18 protein-coding genes and 1 riboswitch are annotated in these 23,129 nt (G+C 41.1%); of the genes, 7 read left to right on the forward strand and 11 right to left on the reverse strand.

Going from position 1 to position 23,129, the window contains the following annotated elements:
- Positions 1-69 precede the first annotated feature (69 nt).
- Entirely contained in the window at positions 70-1,071 is a 1,002-nt protein-coding gene (locus tag PTUN_RS17280; RefSeq protein ID WP_009839046.1) for a tetratricopeptide repeat protein, read from the reverse strand.
- Positions 1,072-1,200: 129 nt separating this feature from the next.
- On the opposite strand from PTUN_RS17280, the gene PTUN_RS17285 reads away from it, so the two are divergent.
- On the forward strand, positions 1,201-1,458 hold the full coding sequence (locus PTUN_RS17285) for a DUF2960 domain-containing protein (RefSeq protein ID WP_009839045.1): 258 nt from the start codon (positions 1,201-1,203) through the stop codon (positions 1,456-1,458).
- Between the two features lie 110 nt (positions 1,459-1,568).
- Entirely contained in the window at positions 1,569-1,955 is a 387-nt protein-coding gene (locus tag PTUN_RS17290) for an MAPEG family protein (protein WP_009839044.1), read from the forward strand.
- A gap of 100 nt (positions 1,956-2,055) precedes the next feature.
- Here PTUN_RS17290 and PTUN_RS17295 read toward each other — a convergent pair whose 3' ends face one another.
- From PTUN_RS17295 to PTUN_RS17320, 6 genes are all read right to left on the reverse strand, one after another.
- Positions 2,056-3,369, reverse strand: a complete 1,314-nt coding sequence (locus tag PTUN_RS17295) for an ABC1 kinase family protein (RefSeq protein WP_009839043.1) — start codon at positions 3,367-3,369, stop codon at positions 2,056-2,058.
- A gap of 95 nt (positions 3,370-3,464) precedes the next feature.
- Positions 3,465-4,898, reverse strand: a complete 1,434-nt coding sequence (locus PTUN_RS17300) for a M28 family metallopeptidase (protein ID WP_009839042.1) — start codon at positions 4,896-4,898, stop codon at positions 3,465-3,467.
- A gap of 339 nt (positions 4,899-5,237) precedes the next feature.
- On the reverse strand, positions 5,238-5,429 hold the full coding sequence (locus PTUN_RS17305) for a helix-turn-helix transcriptional regulator (protein ID WP_009839041.1): 192 nt from the start codon (positions 5,427-5,429) through the stop codon (positions 5,238-5,240).
- Positions 5,426-5,860, reverse strand: a complete 435-nt coding sequence (locus tag PTUN_RS17310) for a hypothetical protein (protein WP_009839040.1) — start codon at positions 5,858-5,860, stop codon at positions 5,426-5,428. The genes PTUN_RS17305 and PTUN_RS17310 overlap by 4 nt, the downstream gene beginning before the upstream one ends.
- 285 nt (positions 5,861-6,145) lie before the next feature.
- Complete coding sequence (locus tag PTUN_RS17315; RefSeq protein WP_040643993.1) at positions 6,146-8,212, reverse strand: S9 family peptidase; 2,067 nt, start codon at positions 8,210-8,212, stop codon at positions 6,146-6,148.
- 158 nt (positions 8,213-8,370) lie between these two features.
- Positions 8,371-8,967: a hypothetical protein gene (locus tag PTUN_RS17320; RefSeq protein WP_009839038.1), complete on the reverse strand. Its 597-nt coding sequence runs from the start codon at positions 8,965-8,967 to the stop codon at positions 8,371-8,373.
- A 137-nt stretch (positions 8,968-9,104) separates the two neighbouring features.
- Positions 9,105-9,192, reverse strand: a riboswitch (cyclic di-GMP riboswitch).
- 140 nt (positions 9,193-9,332) lie between these two features.
- Between PTUN_RS17320 and ygjK the strand changes: the two genes are divergently transcribed.
- Positions 9,333-11,747 (forward strand): alpha-glucosidase, encoded by a 2,415-nt coding sequence (gene ygjK / locus PTUN_RS17325; protein WP_009839036.1) that lies wholly within the window; start codon positions 9,333-9,335, stop codon positions 11,745-11,747.
- A 99-nt stretch (positions 11,748-11,846) separates the two neighbouring features.
- Positions 11,847-12,779 carry a hypothetical protein gene (locus PTUN_RS17330; RefSeq protein ID WP_009839035.1) on the forward strand — a complete coding sequence of 311 codons (933 nt, stop codon included), beginning with the start codon at positions 11,847-11,849 and terminating at the stop codon, positions 12,777-12,779.
- Positions 12,780-12,784: 5 nt separating this feature from the next.
- Here the strand turns inward: PTUN_RS17330 and PTUN_RS17335 are convergent, their stop codons facing one another.
- Positions 12,785-13,663 carry an AraC family transcriptional regulator gene (locus tag PTUN_RS17335; protein ID WP_119081608.1) on the reverse strand — a complete coding sequence of 293 codons (879 nt, stop codon included), beginning with the start codon at positions 13,661-13,663 and terminating at the stop codon, positions 12,785-12,787.
- 142 nt (positions 13,664-13,805) lie between these two features.
- Here PTUN_RS17335 and exaC point away from each other — a divergent pair, with 142 nt between their 5' ends.
- Positions 13,806-15,326, forward strand: a complete 1,521-nt coding sequence (gene exaC, locus PTUN_RS17340) for an acetaldehyde dehydrogenase ExaC (RefSeq protein WP_009839033.1) — start codon at positions 13,806-13,808, stop codon at positions 15,324-15,326.
- A 262-nt stretch (positions 15,327-15,588) separates the two neighbouring features.
- Here exaC and PTUN_RS17345 read toward each other — a convergent pair whose 3' ends face one another.
- Positions 15,589-18,732: an efflux RND transporter permease subunit gene (locus PTUN_RS17345; protein WP_009839032.1), complete on the reverse strand. Its 3,144-nt coding sequence runs from the start codon at positions 18,730-18,732 to the stop codon at positions 15,589-15,591.
- Between the two features lie 11 nt (positions 18,733-18,743).
- On the reverse strand, positions 18,744-19,904 hold the full coding sequence (locus tag PTUN_RS17350) for an efflux RND transporter periplasmic adaptor subunit (RefSeq protein WP_009839031.1): 1,161 nt from the start codon (positions 19,902-19,904) through the stop codon (positions 18,744-18,746).
- Positions 19,905-20,314: 410 nt separating this feature from the next.
- On the opposite strand from PTUN_RS17350, the gene PTUN_RS17355 reads away from it, so the two are divergent.
- A complete protein-coding gene (locus PTUN_RS17355; RefSeq protein WP_009839030.1) occupies positions 20,315-21,490 on the forward strand; it encodes a tetratricopeptide repeat protein in 1,176 nt (391 codons plus the stop codon).
- A 54-nt stretch (positions 21,491-21,544) separates the two neighbouring features.
- Here PTUN_RS17355 and PTUN_RS17360 read toward each other — a convergent pair whose 3' ends face one another.
- Positions 21,545-22,264 (reverse strand): helix-turn-helix domain-containing protein, encoded by a 720-nt coding sequence (locus PTUN_RS17360; protein WP_009839029.1) that lies wholly within the window; start codon positions 22,262-22,264, stop codon positions 21,545-21,547.
- A 268-nt stretch (positions 22,265-22,532) separates the two neighbouring features.
- Between PTUN_RS17360 and PTUN_RS17365 the strand changes: the two genes are divergently transcribed.
- Positions 22,533-22,982 carry a hypothetical protein gene (locus PTUN_RS17365; RefSeq protein ID WP_009839028.1) on the forward strand — a complete coding sequence of 150 codons (450 nt, stop codon included), beginning with the start codon at positions 22,533-22,535 and terminating at the stop codon, positions 22,980-22,982.
- Positions 22,983-23,129 lie beyond the last annotated feature (147 nt).

The following is a 23,129-nucleotide window of genomic DNA, read 5'->3' on the forward strand; positions in this document are numbered from 1 at the left end:
CTGCACACTGGATGCTTTTTTTGGGTGTAATTTTGTCACCCAGCATTTTACTTAGAGGAACAAAGAAAGCTATTGCTTTTTTTCAGCACTTAAAAAAGCACAGCCATTTAAATAGTTTTCAAGCGGACCCTGATAAATCAGATTGGTTTTTTGGTTAACCGGATGATCTGGCAATACAAAATGCAACTCTCGACTCATAAGCTTTACCAAGGCAATAATACTTTCATCTCTGAGTGCTAAGTAATCTTGAACTAGCGCAGTAGATGGTGTTGCAGCTGTTCGATATAAAGATTGCTGATATAAAAAGTTAAGCCACGACAAATAAACTTGCTGTTCAAAAGACAGCTCAACCTCAGAGAGCTTACGCTTATCTAATCGCTTAAAAGCATCCAGCTCATGGTTTAATAAATAGGTGGTCATTAAGTTCAAGGTGCTAGTTAATTGGGCGCTGGTCCGTTTTAAGCCCTCTCGTAAAAATAAAGAACGCTGAAAAGCCTCTTTCGCCCCCTCATAGTTTTGTTGCATTAACGCTGTCATGCCCAGAGTATTATTAATTGCTCCTTCATAAGGTTTACTTGGCGACGTTTTAATTATCGCTAAAGCTTGCTCTGTAAGTTTAATACTCAGTTCAAATTGATTAAGGTGACGCGCTGCTATTGCTGCGTTATTTAAATATTTTAGCTTATCTAAATCTGTGGTTTGGTTGCTAAGTGCACATTGATATGCATTAAGTGCTTGCTGATTAAACGCAGCTTTGCGAAACCAAATCCCAACTAAATTATAAAAATAATCTTGCTGATTTTTACCTGCTTGCAAATAACTTGGCAGCATGGCAATAAATATTTTTTCAGCACCAACAACATCACTTTGCCTTAACGCCGCGCGCGCCGCTGCTTTATGCCATTTCAATTGAACATTAACAGGCATAGTCTCTAAATAAGACTGATATTGCTGATACAGTACCAAGGTTTGAGTTGGATTATCTGCCGCAGATTGCTCAGCCTGAGTCAAATCATGAAAAATCTCACTGTTACTGATACTCAAAAACAACAACAGTGCAGTTAACTTCATTTAAACTACTCAATAATAAGTACAAAAACCAATTATAGCCTAAAAGTCATTAAAAGATTACAGGCTGCTATCTGATGAAAAAGCCGCTATAATTGCAACAATTTTTATTGTCAAAACGAGTGTACGGCTGTGGCCCGCAGAATAAGTTATAAATTTCATGGTGTAGCAAAAGAAATTAACTTTGCTAACGACAAATATCACGATATGTTTGATGCAATCGCAGCCGCCGAAGGTATCGACTTAACCAACTATATTGCGATGGAAAAACAAATTGCCATGACCTCAAAAGGCTCTGCTGCAGTAAAAAACTTTCGCGACCAGCAATATATTAAGTTTGGTTTTAGTGATATTCAGTTCATTAAAGATGACCCAAAAACCGCGAAATAAATGAGTGAAGTATTACATTGCTTATTTAACCTCAGTGCTGGATAAGAGATTGACTGACATATTGAGGTTATTTAATTTTAAGTAGTAAAAATAATTAACAAGGATTGCTCATGACAACGATTCTGATTTGCGCATTTATCGCCGCTTTATTGCCTTATTTGGCAAAAGCGCCGGTTGCTTATGCCATGCAAAAAGACGGCGGTTACGATAATAACCACCCAAGAGCACAGCAAGCTCGTTTGACTGGTTTTGGTGCTCGAGCATTAGCGGCACACCAAAATAGTTTTGAATCATTACTTATCTTTGCGCTGGCCATTGCAGTGGTATTGGCAACCAATAATATAGGTAGCACAGTGCAAACGCTGGCTGTTATTTATATTATCGCGCGCGTTTTCTTTTGTATTTTTTATTACCTGAATATCGATAAACTGCGCTCGTTGGTGTGGTTAGTTAGCCTACTTTGCCCATTAGCCATGATTTGGTTGAGTATTCCATAATACTGAGCTGAATATAAAGCATTAAAAAAGCGTGATTCTATCACGCTTTTTTAATGCTAAGCTTTGTACACTTCATCTCTCGCAGCTCCGTAACTCCTGACTATTCGACGCGTTTAAATGGCTCAAACAAGGCGTTTGCATTCACTGTTGCCTGCAATTTAGCCGCAATTAAATACAAGCCAGCCAGTTTTCGGTGAATAAATAACGCATCGATAGGTGGCGTGTGCCATTGCTGAACTTGAGTGCTCATGGCAAGCCCTGCTTCTTTCATGCGGCGCGCTAAATCACTGTGGGCAAAATCATACTCACCTGTGAACCGCAGCGGCTCGCACGCCAATATAAACAAATCAATCACATTATTTTTATAACTATCCAAGATAGTATCTTGAAAATAGCCAATCTCAATGGCGGCACTCAATACCCGGTTGCGATCTTGCACTTGCGCGGCAGAGAGTAGCTTACGATAACCTTGGCTTAATAACTCAGGCACTTCGCGGGTGGCGCCAAAATCGAGCAATACAATGCGATCTGTACTGACTTGATATTGAAAATTGGCAAAATTAGGGTCGGTTTGCACGAGTTTAAAATCAAACAACTCAAGAAAAAACAAAGCAATAAAATCACTAGCAATACGATTTCGCTGTGCTTGACTCAAATGACTTAGCTGCTCTATGGGCTGTGCTTCAACATATTCCATTGCTAAAATTTGCCCTGAACTGTATTCAGAGTAGAGTGTTGGCACTTTAAAGCGTGGATTGCCTGCCAAATACTGTCCGTAGCGAGTTAAGTAACTGGCTTCTAATGCATAGTCGGCTTCATTCAGCAGCTGCTTTTTAGCTTCAGCGACTAAAGGTTTAATATCAATTTCTTTTGGTAACAAGCGCGATAACGTTAATAAAGTCATTACGTTATCAACATCACTGACCACACTTTTTGCAATACCGGGATATTGAATTTTAATGGCAAGTTTACTGCCCTGCTCTGTGAAGGCTTGGTGAACTTGACCAATTGACGCTGCAGCAAAAGGTTTTAAATCAATGTGAGATAACGTATCGAGCCAGTTATCGCCCCACTGATCTTTGAGTACGGCAATTAATTGTTGATGCGGCATGGGGTCAGCATCGGCACGCAACATTGCCAGCAATTGAGCGAGTTCAGGGCTGAGTAAATCACCGGCATCCATCGAGAGCAATTGGCCAAGCTTCATGGCTGCACCACGAAGATGGGCTAACTGTTTCGCTAAATGAGTAATATTTTTCGGTTGTAGTAATAGCGCTTTATTATCCCATTGCTGTCCATTTAGCGCCCCTTTTGCACCAGATACCAACATGTTGCCTGCCACTTTGCCAGCCATTGAACCGAGCTTGGCAAGGCGCGCTAATCGTGAAGTGGGTATTGCACGCTCTTTAGACACCTAACAGTCCTTATAAATTACCTTTAAGTGTAAGAAATACGGTTCAATCGGTCATTACGATCGATTGAACCGCTTTTTACTGGCTCGTTGTAAAGTTAAGGATGTGGATATTCAAACGCGCCAACATCGCCAGGAAATACCACAGGTGATTCAAATCCGTCTTTACTCACTGCGGCCACACCAAAGGTGTAATTATCAATCACGATATTCTCAAGTGTAGCGGCTGTAACTTTGCCAACATCACGACTAAATTGCCATTGTGGTTCGCTGGTATAACGCCAATAAATACGATAACCCACGATGCTGGGGTCATCGGACGCCTGCCAAGTAAAACTCGTACTTGCACTCACTGCCCCACTAATTTTTACCGTTTGCGGCGGCGCAGGTGCCCATGCCATAGAGGCCATACTCACCGCATTCAGCGCCGTGAGTTTGGCGGCATAATCAAAGTCAACACCATCAATAGTATCGCCGTACACCACCCCATTTTCGGTGCGTAAGTCTTGATGTTGGCGGTCATAATGTTCATTGGTTTCCATGATGCGAATCGCAGCAAAACCAGCATCGTTAAAAGGACGATGATGTCCGCCACGACCAAAACGATCGAGGCGATACACTAATAAGGTATCGAGATTAGGAATGTAACGATCAGCGATGGTATCGATATAACGGGCCAAATTACGACTGGCCGAATCGACTTCACCGCCAGTAAAACGCCGAACCCGAGCTTGCTCTGGTGTTTCAATCACTCGTGTGCCTTCAGAGAACAGTCGTGCAGTGGTATTATCGGTCACACCATTAATACCAGTCACATTGCCAATCATATCGTTGTTTAATACCCCATGCACCCGCCAGCCTTGCTGCTTGGCATACTGGGCTAAAATTTTACCACCAAACAAGCCTTGCTCTTCACCCGAGAGCGCCGCATACACAATCGAGCCATTAAATTTGTACTGAGATAAAACCCGCGCAGCTTCTAACGTACCGGCAATACCCGAGGCATTATCGTTTGCACCAGGCGCATCGCTGATAAAATCCATCACATCACTGACTCGTGAATCAATATCACCGGACATCATCACCATTCGATTTGGTTCAATGCTCCCACGCTGAATGGCAATGATATTGACCACTTCGGTGGCATTCGGAATGCGTTTTTCGCCCGAAATCGTCTCTTTTACTTCAATCACCTCTAAACAGCCACCACATTGGGTTGAGATTTTTTCAAACTCAGCTTTAATCCAACGCCTTGCTGCGCCAATACCACGAGTATCCGACTTCGTTTCGGATAAGGTATGGCGAGTACCAAAATTCACCAAAGCTTGAATGTCATGTTCAATACGCTCAGCCGACACCGCTTTGGCAATGTGATGTAACTTGGCTTGATCGTGATAACTTATAGGATTGGCTAGTGCAAAATGGCTGACGAATAAACTCGCCACAGCTAACGGTAAATAAGTCATGGCTCTTTTTGACGGAGTAAACGTTGCAATTGGTATTGTTAAAATAGGCATTTTTGAAATAGACATCAGTGTTGGGCTCTTTTTATTCTGTCTTTTCAGACTAACCTAAGGTGAACAAACAACAATCATTTTGAGATGAATAGAAAATAAACACGTTTAAGCTGGTTTGCCGTCTTGCCGGTGTTTTAATTATCGAGACGCAGGTGTAATACAGGGTAAAAAAACTCAGGTTCACATCCTATTTTATACCCAATGGCTTTCAATATGCAGGTAGGCGGCTAGTGACTCAATCCTTGTGAGCATAGATACACGATGTGATCGAGGTGAAGGCGCGCGGCCAACACCCCTGCATATTGAAAACGAAGGCTATAGGCTATAGGCTATACACCTGATTTTTGAGGCGATTTACTCTTCTTGAAAAATATCTTCAATGGTTAAATTAAACAAGCGCGCCGCTTTAAATGCCAGTGGTAAGCTTGGGTCGAACTTACCTTTTTCGATAGCATTAATGGTTTGGCGCGATACATCGAGTAGCTCGGCTAACTTTGCCTGCGTCCAATCGCGCTCGGCACGCAATACCTTTAAGCGATTCTTCATTCCTCGCCCTCATCGCAGCCGTATTTTTTCTGCAAAATAAATGTTGAGACTAAATAAGTCAGTCCCATAAAAATCACTAAATGCGATATTTTGGCATCAAAAGCCACAATATGGCTATTACTCATAGTTTCGTAAGCAATTCCCATCACCAATACTGAGCCTAACGTAATGGCCATGGCATTAAGTTGGAGTTTTTGCTGCATTTCATCAAGACCCAATAACTGGCGTTTATTGGCGAGGATCATACCAATGCCAATGGCGATATTCACCAAGAGTGCAATCACACTGATAATCACGGTTTCTTGCCACAAAAATTTAGGACCAAAAGAGACCAAAGCCAAGCTCAGTACCCAAGCTAACGTCCATTTTGCCAAACTTACGGTATTGTATTTATTTTTTTGCTGCCAACTCATTTCACTATTTGCATTCATTTTTGCCACCTTTAAAAGTAAAGTTTATTTGACTCAATATTGCGCAACAAAACAACAAAGTCAAGCAAGCTTTACAAAAAGAATGGTTTTATGTACTTTGAAATTAATATAACAGCTAAATATTTAGAGCGAAGAATAATCCCTTAATTAAACACCATGCAGCTTTAGCATTTGTTATTGAAAGAATTTTTACGATAAAAAAGCAGCATATACCCAATATCAATGAAGATAATAGCTATAGTTATGCTGCTTATGTTTCCAGTTATCGCCTTAACAGCGAAAGATTTATTTCTTGTCTTGTAACAAACCAATAAAAAAGGCCAGCTCTAAGGCCTCTTCTTTTAAGCGATTAAAACGACCGGATGCACCTCCGTGGCCTGCATCCATATCGGTTTTAAACAGTAATAAATTATTATTGGTTTTTAATTCACGTAATTTCGCCACCCACTTCATCGGCTCCCAGTATTGCACCTGCGAATCATGAAAACCGGTTGTCACTAAAATATTGGGGTAATCTTGCGCGCGAATATTATCGTATGGCGAATAGGCCAAAATCGTCTTGTAGGCATCAACATCATTTGGATTACCCCATTCGTCATATTCGTTGGTTGTGAGTGGAATACTCTCATCAAGCATGGTGGTGAGCACATCTAAAAAAGGCACCTGACAACAAATACCTTTGTACAAATGAGGCGCTTGATTTGCTACTGCCCCCATCAATAAACCACCGGCACTGGCACCAGAAGCAAATACTTTATCTGCGTGGGCATAACCTTGCTGCACTAAGGCTTGTGTAACATCGACAAAATCATTAAAGGTATTTTGTTTATGCGCTTTTTTACCTTGCTCGTACCAATCTCGGCCCAACATTTCGGAGCCACGAATATGGGCAATGGCGTAAACAAAACCACGGTCGAGTAAACTTAATGCATTGACCGAAAAGCTGGCATCAAAGGTAATGCCATAAGCCCCATAACCATTTAATAGCATTGGGTTTTGGCCATTTTTGCCAAACATATCTTTGCGATAAACCAAGGATACCGGCACTTCAACGCCATCGCGTGCTTTAATAAAAATACGCTCAGCTTGGTACAGCGCACTGTCAAAATCTCCCAGTACTTTTTGCTGCTTTAGCACAGTACTTTGCCCTGTCGCTAAATCAAACTCTAACAATGAACCCGGTGTTGTTAAACTGGAGTAATATAAACGGGCTTTATTACTGTCTGGCTCTGGGTTTTCACCTAGCCCAGCGTAATAACATGCATCGTTAAATTCAAGTGGATACGAGCTGCCATCAGCTTGATAAACCACAAACCGAATTTGTCCTTTTTCGCGCTCAGTGACAACTTTAAACTCATTAAATAACTCAACACATTCCAACATGACATCATCACGATGCGCTATAAGTTCTTGCCATAACGCCTGCTGATGAATTGTCGTATTATTAGCCGTCATTAAACGAAAGTTTTTAGCTTGCCAGTTGGTGACTATGTAAAAGGTATCGCCTAATTTGTCGGCATCGTATTCGTGGCCTTTGACTCGCGGGCACAATTGCACAAACTCACCATGACAATTATTGGCATCGAGCACCCACGTATCGCTGGTTTCTGTCGCTTCTAAATCAAGCATTATCAAGCTTTCATCACGGCTTTTACCCAAACCCATAAAAAAGCTGTCGTCTTGCTCTTCAAAAACTAAAACATCATCGGCTTGAGAGGTGCCTAATACATGGCGATACACTTGTGAGCCAAGTAAAGTTTTTAAATCTTTTTTGACATAAAAAACCGTTTTATTGTCATTGGCCCACACCGCTTGGCCTTCGGTATTTTCGAGTACGTCATCAAGCAATGTGTTGGTGGTTAAATCTTTAAAACGAATGGTGTAAATGCGACGGCTATCAGTATCTTCTGAGTACGATAGTAATTGATCATTAGGGCTAATAGAAAACTCGCCCAAATCGTAATATTCATGCTCTTGCGCCAACGTATTACTATCGAGTAACAATTGCTTATTGGTTGCATGACCATCATCGGCGCGGTAATAACGGGCAAATTCCTCTTCACCGCTAATTTCTGAGCTGTACCAATAGGCGCCATCTTTGACGGGCACTGTACTGTCGTCTTTGACAATACGGCCTTTTAATTCGGTAAATAAATCTTGCTCAAGCTCCTGATAAGGACTCATTTGCGCATCACAATACGCATTTTCGGCCTCTAAGTGGGCAATAATCTTAGGGTCTTGTCGTTCATCATCTCGCATCCAATAATAATTATCACAGCGACTATGTTGGTGATGGGTCATTACATGGGGTTGTTTTACTGCGACAGGGGCACTAAGGGTCGATTTCGCCACTAACTTATTTCCAAAACAAGAATATTAAAGTGGCAGCATTTTACCCAATCTAACAAAAAAAGCCCGTGATAATCTACCACGGGCTTCGGGGGATAATAACAATCAGCCTCTTACGAGATAAATTGCCTATTACTTAAGGGAAAGTAATGCGTTAAAACTCATTCACATAACACAATTTCTTGCGCTAAATGCCAAGCAAGCGTCCAGTTTTTGCCTAATCCTGGCTCATATTGCTCATCCATGTGCGCACCTAATCGGCAAAACTCGGTATATGGCCAAGGTTTACAACAATAAATTTTTCCAGTTTTAGGATGAAAAACCCGATCGCCAGCACGGTAATCGTTGCGAAACTGTGGAAAAACATAGTCATAGTGTTCTGCAGATTGCTCTAAAGATGCTGTACGCTGTTTTTTTATGTAAAACCGAATTTGCGCACGCTCTATACCACTGCCTTCAAGGGCGAAAATATTGTTTTCGCCATAGCTTGGTACAATACCCAGCTCTGGGTAATGTCGGCCCGCTTGTAGTACTTTAAAATGCTTATTGATATGTTCAGACAATAATTTTGGCCAAATATGGGCCTCACCTTCATTAGCTTGCGTAATATCAAAAGCGACCGAAAGCTCAGATAGCTCACCCTTAACATCAAATAATTCCAGTTTAACTGTATCGCCTTTTTGTAATCGCTGATTATTTTCAATCGAATGGATCACCGACCAATCACCTGGTAGCAACCCTGCTAAAACCTTAACCATGAAAGCAGCCCCCTTTGGCTAATAAGGTGAAAACACCATGCCATGCACCATTTAATATGTATAAAAATAAGAATTTGGCAGAAAAGCTAAAGGCGCGTTTGTAATAAAACGAGGCACTCAGGCACAACTCAATAAGTTGCGGCAACCCCGCTATCATGATCATAAAATGATGGTAGACCGGAAGCTTTGCGTCCTAACCTTTCGGTTAGTTTGCCAAATAGGTGCAAATGATAATCAAACCACCTAAAAAATCAAACAAAAATATTACATTAAGATTAAAAACCAAACTTAATCACTAGATTTAAATGATTGGCTAACCCAATTTAATTGCATACAATAGACCGAAATAATCAGCTGTATTTGTTATGCCTTACTTTTTATTGTTATTAATTCTGATACCTTTTTTAGGCAAAGCATGTCCAATTTTTACGCCGCCAAGTGATGCTATCAATCGCACTGGCTCCCCAAGCTCTTTGCAGCAACTTGACCAGTATGGTAATCAAACATTCAATCCATTTTTTGATTTAGGCAGTTGGCACGGCTTTTTATTACCTGAAAAATCAAGTGATTTTGGCTCATTTACAGGCCCGATGATCATCACTGAAGAATACAGCCTGTTTTTAGCAGAAAAATTAGACCAACTCAGTATTACCAACAAAACCACCGGTAAACAATATGATTTTGGCAAGGCTTGTAGCTCACAACAGCAAATTGCAGGGCAACTAGTACAAGTTTATCAATGGCCAGATCTTATCGTAAATTTGAGCTTACAATTTGTTGCTAATCGTACTGCTCTAGTGCAAACCACACTTAACAACCTTAGCAGCCAACCAATAGTGCTAACCCTCAATTGGCAAGGCCAACTTTTACAACAATGGCAACCTGATATCACCATGCAGGAGAAATTCCCAACATGGCAACCCAAACTTGCCACAGGTTCAAACGCTATCACGTTTTCATTTTCGAGTATTCGCTCACCGTGGCAGCTAATGCAAAGTGACGGTGCTTATTATGAAATTAGCCGCTCATTGCCAAGCCAAACCACACTCAATCAACCGCAACTAAGCTACCAAAGCCAAAGCGACATCACACTCCCCCCTTTTCAAACTATCGATATTTATACCGAACACAGTTACTTTCATCACCCAAAAGAGCGCATATCATCTGCCAACACCCAACATGCGACACAACAAATAGCGGCAACAAAACAACGCTGGCAGGGTTACTTAGCCCATTTGGAGCACAACTCGCTTGTGCCATTAGCGATTCAACAAAAGGCCCTTGCTACTTTATTAAGCAATTGGCGCAGCCCTGCTGGGGCAATTTCATTTGATGTAATAACACCCTCAGTCACTGCGCGGTGGTTTAATGGCGCATGGGCGTGGGATTCCTGGAAGCATGCGTATGCAATGGCAAAATTTGACCCAGTCCTTGCCAAAAATAACATTCGAGCGCTTTTCAGCTATCAAATTCAAACCAATGATAAAGTGCGCCCGCAAGACCACGGCATGGTGATTGACGCCATTTTTTATAATAAAGATCAACAACGCGCGGGCGATGGGGGCAATTGGAACGAACGAAACAGTAAACCGCCCTTGGCGAGCTGGGCGGTTTGGCACATTTATCAGCAAGACGGCGACATTCAATTTTTAGCTCAAATGTACCCTAAATTGTTGGCATATCATCAGTGGTGGTATCGCAACCGCGACCATAATCACAATGGTTTAGTTGAGTACGGCGCAACCTTACACCCTGCACAAACAACGCCGCACGGTGAATTATACTTTACTGTTGAGTATGCAACACCGCCCACAGAGCTTGATTTAAGCGGATGCCAATTAAATAACAACCATGGTCAATTTAGCTATCAATGCAGCGGCAATCTGCTATATAAACAAGTTTTGCAGCATGGTGATTACCAAACACTCGACATTCCGGTGCAACATGGTGCCGGTTGGGAGTCGGGTATGGATAATGCTGCACGTTTTGGCTTTATTAACGCAGAACAATTGGCTCGTTATAGCCAAATTCATCACCAAGGCAATTTAAAAAAGTCGCGCCGAGATTGGCAAGTGCAATTTTTACCTAATCAAGAGAATGGCCAATTAGTTGGGTATTCTATTAACCAAGAATCGGTTGAGCTAAATAGCTATTTGGCACAAGAAAAACAATTGTTAGCCAAAATGGCATCCTTGTTAAACAACCCTCAGCAAGCTAAACAACTCAACCTTGCTGCCAAACAATTAACACAGCTAATTAATAACTGCTTTTTTGATGAGCAAAGCGGTTTTTATTACGATCGCCAAATCAGCGATAACCAGAACAAAGAGGCCTGCGCAGGACAGTTACTAACCCAAAGAGGCAAAGGACCTGAAGGTTGGGCACCTTTATTTAGTAAAGTAGCAAGCTCTGAGCAGGCACAAAAAGTGGCTAATAACATGCTAAACCCATCAGAGTTTAATACCAAAGTACCGCTCCCGACCGCAGCGCTCAGTAATCCCGCTTACAACCCTGACATTTATTGGCGCGGTCGAGTATGGCTTGACCAAGTGTATTTTGGCTTAATTGGCTTACAAAACTATGGCTATCACAACGAGGCCAAACAGCTATTAACGCAACTCATCTCTGACGCCGAAGGCTTAAAAGGCAATCAACCTATTCGTGAAAATTACCACCCAACAACAGGAAAAATGCAAGGCGCCACTAATTTTAGCTGGAGTGCCGCCCATATTTTAATGCTGGCTGATGAAATAACCACAACTGACCCTAATACAAAATAGTGAACTGAGATTAATAACAAATGCTTACAGTATTAAAACTAGAAACAAGCGTATAATTGGGCTGTATTTGGCGAAAAAGCATTAATCAGAGAGCGTATTATGAATATTAAGTTTGTTATTGGATTGGTCAGTGGCTTCATTTTAGGATTTTGTTTAAATCAGTACCTGACTACACACTCTGATACACAACCCTTAACAGCTGCCAATCAACCGTTAACAGCGACACCCACTCTTTCGCAGCAAGAACAAGAAATGCGATCACTCTCTAAAGATTTATTTTTCCCTGACACTTTAGAATCGAAACAGCCAGTTTACACTGAGGAAACTACAGAGGTAGCGCAAGAAAAACTTGAGAACGAAGCGGCTGAAAACCACCCTCTACAAGAAAAATATGCCGCCATGGATGCACACTTTCAAAGTATTGAATTTACGAAAGCAGCCTCACAACTTGATTTAGCTAACGCACTACCTGAACTCACACTTGCATTAGCCTTATCAGACGAACAAGCACAGGCGCTTACAAAATTATTAAATGAAAAAAACGATGCTGAAATCGAACTACTGAATCCTTATTATCAAAGCAAAATGCAAGATATGGACGCCAATCCATTTATTGACCCTCAGAATGAACAAGCCGAGCTTGATAATTTGAATTTAGAACGTGATGCAATTAACCAACGCTTCACTTCAAAACTCAGTCAGCATTTAAGTGATCAACAAATCACTCGTTATCATCAATTTGAACAACAAAAATTAGCGCAACAAGCTCAATACAATCAGTTTTTTAGCAGCCAAAGTTATTTTGCGATGTTACCTTCACTGGATGCCAGCCAAAAACAAGTTATTTTAGATTTACATCAACAAGCATATGAGCAACAACTCACCAACCTAGAGGTTAAAATAGGTTCATTTGGTACTGCGCACCCACAAAATAATGAGGTTAACTTTTTTCAAAATATTGATATGCAAATAAATCAAATCTTAACTGCCGAACAATTAGCGACCAAAAAGAAATTAGAGCAACCTTATTAAACAAGCTAAGTTTGCGCTTGTTGAAACTGCTTAGGACTTAAACCAAACATACTTTTAAAGCGGCGGCTAAAATGACTTGGGTCCACAAAGCCACTGTCATAGCAGGCGCGGGTTATATTAGCGCCATGCTTGATTTTATCTGCCGCAAAGCTTAAACGCTGCTCCAATAAAAATGCTTGTGGAGTGCTATTTAAATGCTTTTTAAATAAACCATATAACCTACTGCGACCTACACAAGCAACCTTACAAACTTCTTCAATTTCAATCTGTTGATGTAAATTACGCTGCATATAAGCAAGTGCAGCATGCAGTGGTGTTAGCTCAGGGTCGCGCTGCACATGTTGTAAAAACATCGCCCGCGCTTTAACTCGAAATAAGCGCACAATTAATTCGCTGATCCCTAAATCAAGTAGCAAGCCCCTGTCGTCGGGTTCTTCATAACACACCTGAGTTAGACGCTGATAAAGCGCCTGTGTTGCCTGTGTATTATCAAGTTGCAAGGTTGCCTGCGCCGATAAACTTGGCGGCTGCTCTAATGCTAAACGTTCAACAACTTGCTGAATTTTTTTACTATCAATCTCAATGGTTAGACACGAGGTTGGTGCTTGCCAACTGGCGGTAGGAAAATCAATTGCAACCTCTTCACCCGCAGCAATCATAAAGCTTTGACCAGGCACAAAACGCTGCCCTTGATCAAACGAAGTATGATGCATTACTTTTTCACCTGATGACATAGCACACAGCATCAGCTGCTCGGTTTTAAAAGGCACGTGATGAGCAGTTTGATAAGTGTCGTACAAACAAATTTGCACATCATCACTATTAAAAACAGTGCGATTATCAATCAGCGTCTGAATGTTTTTGCTGCGGATCAACTGTGCCATACCTTGTCCTGATGCTAAAAAGTCAAAATCCAGCATGGCTGAAAAATGGACAGTCAGTCAAGTTTTTTGCACCTAGCGACAAGTAGACCTTAGTCCAAAGCGCTAGGCTGGGTATGGAACTCTCACAATTGGAAACATAACAATGATCTATAAAAATCCTGGCCAACCGGGCTCTCTCGTTTCATTTAAATCACATTATGGTAATTTTATTGGCGGTAAATGGGTTGAACCCGTTGATGGCCACTATTTTGAAAATATCAGCCCAGTCACAGGTGAAGTAATTTGTAAAATTCCACGCTCAAACGAAAAAGACATCAACCTAGCCCTTGATGCCGCCCACGCTGCAAAAGATGCATGGGGTAAAACCTCCGTTACAGAGCGCAGTAATTTATTGCTTAAAATCGCCGATCGGATTGAGCAAAACCTCGAAATGCTAGCAGTAGCCGAAACTTGGGATAACGGTAAAGCGGTGCGCGAAACCTTAGCTGCCGATTTACCGTTGTGTGTTGATCACTTTCGCTATTATGCCGGCTGCATTCGCAGCCAAGAAGGTTCGATAGGCCAAATTGACGAACAAACCGTTGCCTATCATTTTCATGAACCGCTTGGAGTGGTTGGTCAAATAATTCCTTGGAACTTCCCATTACTCATGGCGGCTTGGAAATTAGCACCTGCACTGGTTACAGGCAATTGTGTGGTCCTCAAACCAGCAGAACAAACTCCAGTATCGATTTTAAAACTAATAGAAGTGATTGAAGATTTACTACCTGCGGGCATTTTAAATGTGGTTAACGGTTTTGGCAAAGAAGCTGGTGAAGCACTGGCAACTAGCAAGCGTATCGCCAAAATTGCTTTTACAGGCTCAACACCTGTTGGAGCGCATATCCTAAAATGCGCTGCCGAAAACATTATTCCTTCAACTGTTGAGCTTGGTGGGAAATCCCCAAACATTTATTTCAATGATGTTATGAACCAAAGTGAAGAATACATCAGCAAATGTATTGAAGGCGCGGTGCTGGCCTTTTTCAACCAAGGTGAGGTTTGTACTTGTCCATCGCGCTTGTTGATCCAAGAAGATATTTACGACGCCTTTATCGCCAAAGTGATTGAGCGTACAGCACAAATCAAACGCGGTAACCCACTAGACAGTGACACCATGGTGGGTGCACAAGCATCACAACAACAGTTTGATAAAATTTTAAGCTATCTTGAAATCGGCAAACAAGAAGGCGCGCATGTATTGATCGGTGGCGGCATTGAGGCCATTAGCGATGATTTATCAAAAGGCTTTTATGTGCAACCAACTTTATTTAAAGGTAACAATTCAATGCGGGTTTTCCGCGAAGAGATTTTTGGTCCTGTGGTCAGTGTCACCACGTTTAAAGATGAAGCAGAAGCAATTGCAATCGCCAATGATACCGAATTTGGTCTAGGCGCTGGCCTTTGGACCAAAGACATGAACCTTGCCTATCGTATGGGTCGCGCCATTGAAGCAGGCCGTGTGTGGACCAATTGCTATCATCATTACCCGGCACACGCTGCTTTTGGTGGTTACAAAAAATCAGGGGTTGGCCGCGAAACTCATAAGATGATGCTCGATCATTATCAAAATACCAAAAACCTCTTGGTTAGTTATGCCGACAGTCCACTTGGTTTCTTCTAATTCACCTTAGTTGTAGATGAGAGATTGGCGCGAGCCTATTGCAGGGTAATCACGCTCAGTTAGCGTTGAAAATAGCAGCCTGAGATAGATTTAATATCTAGGATTAAGCTTAAGTAAGATATTTAACACCTAATAAATCCCTCCAACCAACGTCAAAGCCATGCATTGCATGGCTTTTTATTATTAAAAATACAGTTACGGCCAATAAAAAAGGGCTGCATTTATGCAGCCCTTTTGATAATTACACTAATGATGAGGTGAATTAAGCCTCACGCTCTTGCTGAAGCAGTGTTTTATTTTTAGATAATTTAGTTTTAACCCAACTAAAAGGTTTGCGTAAATCATACAAAATTAAGTACAAACACGGCACTAATACTAGCGTGACGATAGTGGCAAATAACACTGCAAAACCCAGCGCCACAGCCATCGGAATCACAAATTTAGCCTGTAAGCTAGTTTCGAACATAATCGGCAGTACGCCAACAAAAGTCGTAATCGAGGTTAATGTGATTGCTCTAAAGCGTGCACAGCCAGCCTCAATAACTGCTTTTTTAATGTTGTAACCTTCTTCGCGTTTTTGATTTACATAATCGGTCATTACCAAGCTATCGTTAATCACCACACCTGCTGCTGCAATTAAACCAAAGCTAGACATCATGCTGATATCTAAATCAAAAAATAAATGTCCCCAAATGGCGCCCGTCAAACCAAACGGAATCACTGACATAATAATAAGTGGTTGGGAGTAACTTTTTAGTGGTACTGCAAGTAAAATATAAACAATGATCATTCCTGCTAAGAAAAACAGCATTTGTTCATTTGCTTGCGCTTGCTGCTCTTCAATTGCGCCACCTAGCTCACTTTTCACCGACGGAAACTCAGTTGCTAGTTGTGGCAATAGTTCTTTTTTCACTTTTTTAACCACGGCACTTGGTTCAATCACTTCTTCATCAATCGCACCAAATACATACACAGTACGATAACCACCCTCACGGCGAATATAACTAATACCCGGTTTTTCATCTAAAGCAACCACATCACCCAACATCACCTCTTGACCATTTGGTGTCGTGATCACTGTGTATTTCAGTGATGAAAACGCTTCACGGGTTAATTTAGGGTAACGCACCATAACACGCACTTCTTCGCCATCACGCAATACGCGCTGCGCTTCGCCACCGTAAAAGCTTGCGCCAACCTGATTGGCAATAGACGAAAGCGTTAAGCCCAAATCATAAGCCACTGGCAACAACGTCATTTGTACTTCTTTGCTAGCAGGGTCAATGGTCGAGCTAACATCGTATAACCCTTCTTGCTGTTGCAGCATATCGATTAAACGACGACCCGCAGCATTTAAAGTGTCAATGTCAGAACCATACAACAAATAACCAAACTCACCATCTCCACCGCTGCCATTTACATCATCTTGAATAGTAAATGACTTCATACCAGGTATCTCTGGCAGCGCCTCACGCCAGCGGCGCGACAATTCAAAGGTATTAAATGGGCGTAATTCTTCATCAACTAATGGCACAACAATTCGCGCCTCAGTACGGCCTTGATTAAAGGCTAAAATATCACGGATCATCCCTTGGCCATTGTCCGCTTTAGTTTGCTGATCAATTTTGAGGACCACAGCTTCGATAGTTTTGAGTGCATCAATAGTTTGCTGATCAGAAACATTTTCATTCATCTCAATGGCAATACTTGGAAAATCATGCGGTACTTTTGGTGTTGGCACAGTACGAACATAATTGGCACTAATTAGTGCAATACTAATTAAAAAGAATCCAATAAAACCACTAAATACCAACCAACGCCATTCAGTACATTTTTCAACAAAACGCTTATAAGAACCGTTAACAAAACTAAAGAAACTACGGTTAAAACGCGCACGCCAACTAGTTTCTGAAATTGGATCAAAACGACTGTGAGCTAAATGAGCAGGTAAAATAAGTTTTGATTCAATCAAACTAAAGACCAAACACAACATTACCACCACTGCGATACCATAAAAGAACGCGCTTTCTGGACCGCTCGATAGCGTAAAAGGTGCAAAAACAGCAATTGTGGTCAGTACACCAAAGGTTGCAGGAGTGGCCACACGCTTGGTACCTCGCACTACATTTTCGACCCCGCCGCCATTTTTTTCTATTTCGGTGTAGGCACTTTCGCCTATAACAATGGCATCATCAACCACAATTCCAAGCACCATAATAAATGCAAACAGTGACACAATATTAATGGTGACCCCAAATAAAGGCATCATCATCATGGCACCTAAAAAACATACTGGTAAGCCTAACATCACCCAAAGTGCTAATTTAAAACGCAAAAATAGGCTTAACATCAGCATCACCAAAATAGCCCCTTGCAGCAGGTTTTTCAGCATCATGTCGAGGCGCGCATTAAGGTAATACGTCATATCAACCAAGGTTTTCAGTTCAAGCCCTGGCGGTAAAGTTTTATTACGCTCAACAATATAATCTTTAACCGATTGTGCCACTGGGATCATGTTTTGGTCTTTAGTGGCTTTGACTGCTAGATTAATTGCATTTTGGCCACTGTACTTAAAGTAACGCTCACCTTCGGTAAACTGATCTTTAATAATGGCGATATCTTGCAGCAATACCTTAGCGCCATTAGCACCTATTTTGATTGGGATTTGACGAAACTCTTCGCCACTGTAAAACTGGTTTTCGACTCGAACCGAAATAATACCTGAATCAGTTCGTAGTTGTCCGGCTGAAAAGTTGGCCGAATAACGGCGCACAGCAGCCGAGACATCATTAAGGGTTAAATTATATTTACGTAGCGTTTCAGGTTTTATTTCAATGGCGATTTCATCAAGTGGTACTTTTAAATCAACCAAAGACACATTACTAAGCTGCAATAATTCATCTTCAATTTTTTTTGCGATGGGTTTAAGTTCTGTTAATGGCCAATCTCCGACCAAAACCATTTCAATCACATCTTGGCGAAACTCCGCCTGAGAAATAGTTATAGGTTCCATATCAGCAGGAAAAGTTGCAATCCCATCAACACGCAACTTTATTTTATCGAGCACTTCTGGCAAATCTTCATCAGGATTAATTTCTAATGAAATACGACCCGAATTGCGAAAGGCCCGTGATACGCCCTTTTTGATTTCAGTAATATCTTTAATTGATTCCTCAATTTTAATGATAATACTTTCTTCAATTTCTTGTGGCGAAGCACCCGGATACGAAGCATTGATATTAATGTAGTTAATTTCAACATTTGGAAACATCTGACGCTGAATAGTGAAATAACTCACTATGCCCATCACTATAATGAAAAACATCATTAAATTTGCCGCAACCGAGTTGTTGGCGAAATAAGCGATGATCCCAGTTTGTTTTTCAGGAGTCGGTTGAGTAGTCACAGTCGCATCCTTTACAGTTTATCTGATGAAGGCGTAATCATCGTAGTGGCATTCGCGATTTTCACTTCCATACCTTTTTGTGGATACTCTGGCAGTGTTAATACCAATTTATCTTGGCTTTTAAGCCCTGCATTAATCAGGAAATATTCCCCTTCTTCACGCAGCACTTGCACTTGTTTTGGCTCAAGCTTTTGCTCATCATTTACAATCCACACTGTGCTGTTATTCACCAGCTCTTGCGGTAAACGGTAAATTTGATTAAGCGTTTGACCCGCAAAATTCACTTCAACGTAACTGCCAAATTTAAGCACGGGTAAATCACTGCTGAGGCCATAAGGGTCTTCAATACGCACCACCAAGTTACTCATACGTGTCGCGCTATCAATTACGCCTAAATCACGGGCGATATACGCTTCTCGTGTAAAGTTAGCGAGCCCTTTTTGGCTAACGGTCGCTTTAACCCCTTTGATCTGCCTCGGTAAAAAAGCGCTATCAAAACCCGCGATTGGAATTAATACCTCAGCTGTTTCAATGTTATTGAGCACAGCAACTTGAGCTCCGGTATTAACAAACTGACCTAAACCAAGTTCACGACTGATCACTAAAGCATCGTATGGGGCGCGCACTTGGCAGTTTTCTAAATCTCGCTCAGCACGTTTTAAGTTTGCCTCTGCCGACTTAACCGCAGCCTGAGCACTTAAAATTTGTGGTTTACGTAGATATAAATCACTGTGTTTGAGATTAGGAGAGTGTTTTGCTTCTTGAAAAGCGACTTCACCTGCGGCTTGTTCTTCAATTAATGCAGCTTGTGCACGAGCAAGTTCTGCTTGTGCTGAATATACTTGTGCTTGATAGTTATCAGGCTCAATACTAAACAATATTTCACCCCGTTTTACTAGGCCTCCAGCAACAAATTCAGGGTGCCAACTCACGATTTCACCTGCGACTTGAGCCGACAATTGTGTTCGCTCAAGTGGCTTCACTTCGCCATAACTGGTAATCACCACTTGGTGATCACTGGCAGAAACAGCCTCTATTTGTACTGTTGGACGTTTATCAACCACCTTTTTTTCATCTTTTTCATTGGCGGTGGCGTTAATTCCCATAAAACCAGCGATTGACACTGCAAGTACCACCAGCGGCAATGAGCCTTTTATCCATTTGCTCTTCATCTGCGATATCCTAAAATTTAACTGCTCATATAATAACAAAGCTATGATAGTTAAAGATATTAACAATTGTAACTAGGAGTTACAATTGTAAGCAGCCTTTGATTGAGCATACATTACACATCACCTAACCCTAGCCACTACCTATATGAAGCTCAATACGTGATTAAGCCTGTCATTTGATCAATAACACATCATTATTAAAATCATTTGAACAAAGCCAGATTACAACAAGTTCGAACAAATTAAACTCATAAACTATTAACAATCATGCTTATGGGCAGGCTGTTTATTAGACAGGTGCAATGTACTACCTAAGAAAAAATGTCGAGATACTTAATATATTTAAGTAGATTGATATTCTGCTTATAAAGCTGTAAACGTTAAGCTCCCTAACCAAAAGGAAAGTAGCAGTGCATGTTAAATTAATCATATTATTTATCTGTTTGTGCTTAGTTGCATGCCAAAACAGCAAAACTCAGCCTAACAACCTACCAGCTAATCCAATGACTTTGTTAAATGCATCTTTGTTCTCGAAGGTAGAGACATATAATACCGAACTGATTTTTCAACTCGACACCAAACAACAAAGTGAATTTTTGCAGTTTTACCAAGCTCAAAAAAACAAGGAATTTCCAAGCAGTGACGAGCGTATAATCTTTAATTTTTTAGACGCCAAATTAAGTGGTTTTACTTTTCATGGTGATACTTTGGACGCTAGTACCGCCTTTGCTGAAAAACGCGGTAACTGTATTTCACTGGCTGTTTTCACGACAGCTTTGGCTGATCTCATCAAAACACCCGTTGATTACCAAGTCGTTATTAATGAACCTATTTATTTTAAAAAAGGCAGCTTAATCTTAAGTTCTAGCCACCTGCGCACTCGTCTATACAACCCTGACGATAAAGCGCCAAAAGACATGATTTTCTTTACCCCAAAAAGCATTGTGATTGATTATTTTCCAACTCGAGGCCAAGTCACGGCACAACGAGCACAACGGCCACAATTAATCGCCAAATATTATGCAAATTTAGCCGCCGAAGCCTTAGTTAAAAACAACTTTAATTTAACCTTTAGCTATCTTTACACCGCCATGCTTCATGACCCATACAATAGCGAACTGATAAACTTACAAGCAGTATTGCACCGCCGCGCAGGCGATACAGCCACTGCAATCAAGCTTTACCAATATGCGGTTGAAAACAACCTTGCCAATATTAACTTGTATCAAAACTATTTAATCGTAGCGCAAAAAAACAACAGCCAACCTTTAATCGATTTTCTAAATAAAAAGCTCACTGAAGTCGACGATCCAAACCCCTACGCCTGGATTGAGCTGGGCGAGCAAGCATTAAAAAACAACAATACCCAGCATGCTAAATTTTATTTTCATAAAGCCATTGCAGCTGCGCACTACATTCCTGAACCTTATGTAGAACTGGCAAAAATTTCTTATCAAAATGGTCAATTGAACAAAGCCAACAATTACTTAACCACCGCCATAGAGCGCACCTACGACAAAACCAAACTCTCAATTTACCGAGCAAAATATCAGGCACTTAAAACGGTTGCGGGAGAGATAAACTAAATACAGATAAAATGCAGCCAACTAGCTGCTTTTTATCTGTTTTAAATGAAACAACTAATGAGCATGCTTAAACACTTTTCGCTCGAGTACAAAGCCCATAATACCCATACTGAATAACAACACGCCAACAATTCTAAACCCCGCATTGATATTGTTTTCGTTTTGCCTTACGCCCAGATAATTATAATATCGGCGACCTTCTGGCACATCCTTTACAAACGCTTCACCGCGATAATCGACCAATAACAGGGTGTCGGTTTCGCGGCGTTGAAGTATTTTTATCCGTGTATTTTGAATTTCGTCGGCTGACATATCCCTTGGCACTAAACTACGCCAATTATTAAAAATATCTTCTTGTTCACCGGCCAGTACCACCCCTTTTGATTCATATTGATATAACTTTTGATTAAATAAGCGTTCATTCTGACCAATATAAAACAAGGTCACAGCAAGTACGATTAACGCGGTGCTGATGTACCACCAGCGCCGTTGCAGCATCACCGAAAGCTGCTGATGCTGTGATAAAAACGCCTCCACATCGGGAATGTGTTTTAAACGCGTTAATTCATTTTTTAATTTAGGGCAACTCAATAGCACGCTTAAATCAACTTTTAAAGCCGCTAATAATTGCCGCAACACCTCATTTGATGGTAACGATTTATCATTTTCTAGCTTTGATAAATATGATTGCTCAATCGCAGCTGCCTGTGCCAGCTCCGGTTGGCTTAAATTTAGCGCCAAACGTAGCTCTTTTAGTTTTTCACCTAGTGTCATTTTAATTCCTTGTATTTCTCATCAGAAAACCATTACAAAACAATATACTTAAAAGTAAGTTGATAATCATGCACCGGCTGCATAGCGGCTATTCTTGGTTAGTCATGATGAAATGCAAAGCTGAATATTAAGGAATAATGACGAATTTGCAGCTATCAAAAAGAATTTTTCATCAATTATCACTCCCGATTTGGTTTGCACTGTAAGAAAATCCAAAAATCGACTATAAAAAGTAACTACCAAACAAAATAACAATAAAGAGAAACCAATGACCACAGAATCAAATATACAAACATCAAGCTTTACTCAACCACCTAAATGGCTTAAACCCTTTGCTTGGGTCATGGTGATCTGGAATTTAATGGGTGTTATGGCCTTTGTGATGCACATATTGATCACTCCAGAGCAGTTAGCAGCCTTGCCCGAAGCTGAGCAAGCGCTGTTTAATAACGCAGCTAGTTGGGCGGTAGTGGTTTTTGCACTGGCGGTATTTGCAGGCACAGCGGGGTCGCTTGCGCTGGCTTTTGGCAAAAAGCTCGCCCTACCATTATTAAGCGTGTCGCTGATTGGCGTATTACTACAGCAATTTCACAGTTTTGTACTCCAGGATAGCCTTGCGGTGTATGGCACAACCGCACTGATCATGCCTGCTGTGGTGGTCTTTTTTGCGGTAGCGTTATTTGTGGTTGCTAAAAAATACCTACCACAAAACGAATAACTGACTTGTTATAAAATCGCGCACTTTAGGGTGTGCGATTTCGCACAGCGCCCAGCGAACAAAAACGTAACAACCTGAATTTTATAACAATATTTTTGGCATGTAAGTTTCATTAGCTTAGTTATCTTGAAGCAATCGCGAACTTAC

The sequence above is a fragment of the Pseudoalteromonas tunicata genome (assembly GCF_002310815.1).
Taxonomy (GTDB): Bacteria; Pseudomonadota; Gammaproteobacteria; order Enterobacterales; family Alteromonadaceae; genus Pseudoalteromonas; species Pseudoalteromonas tunicata.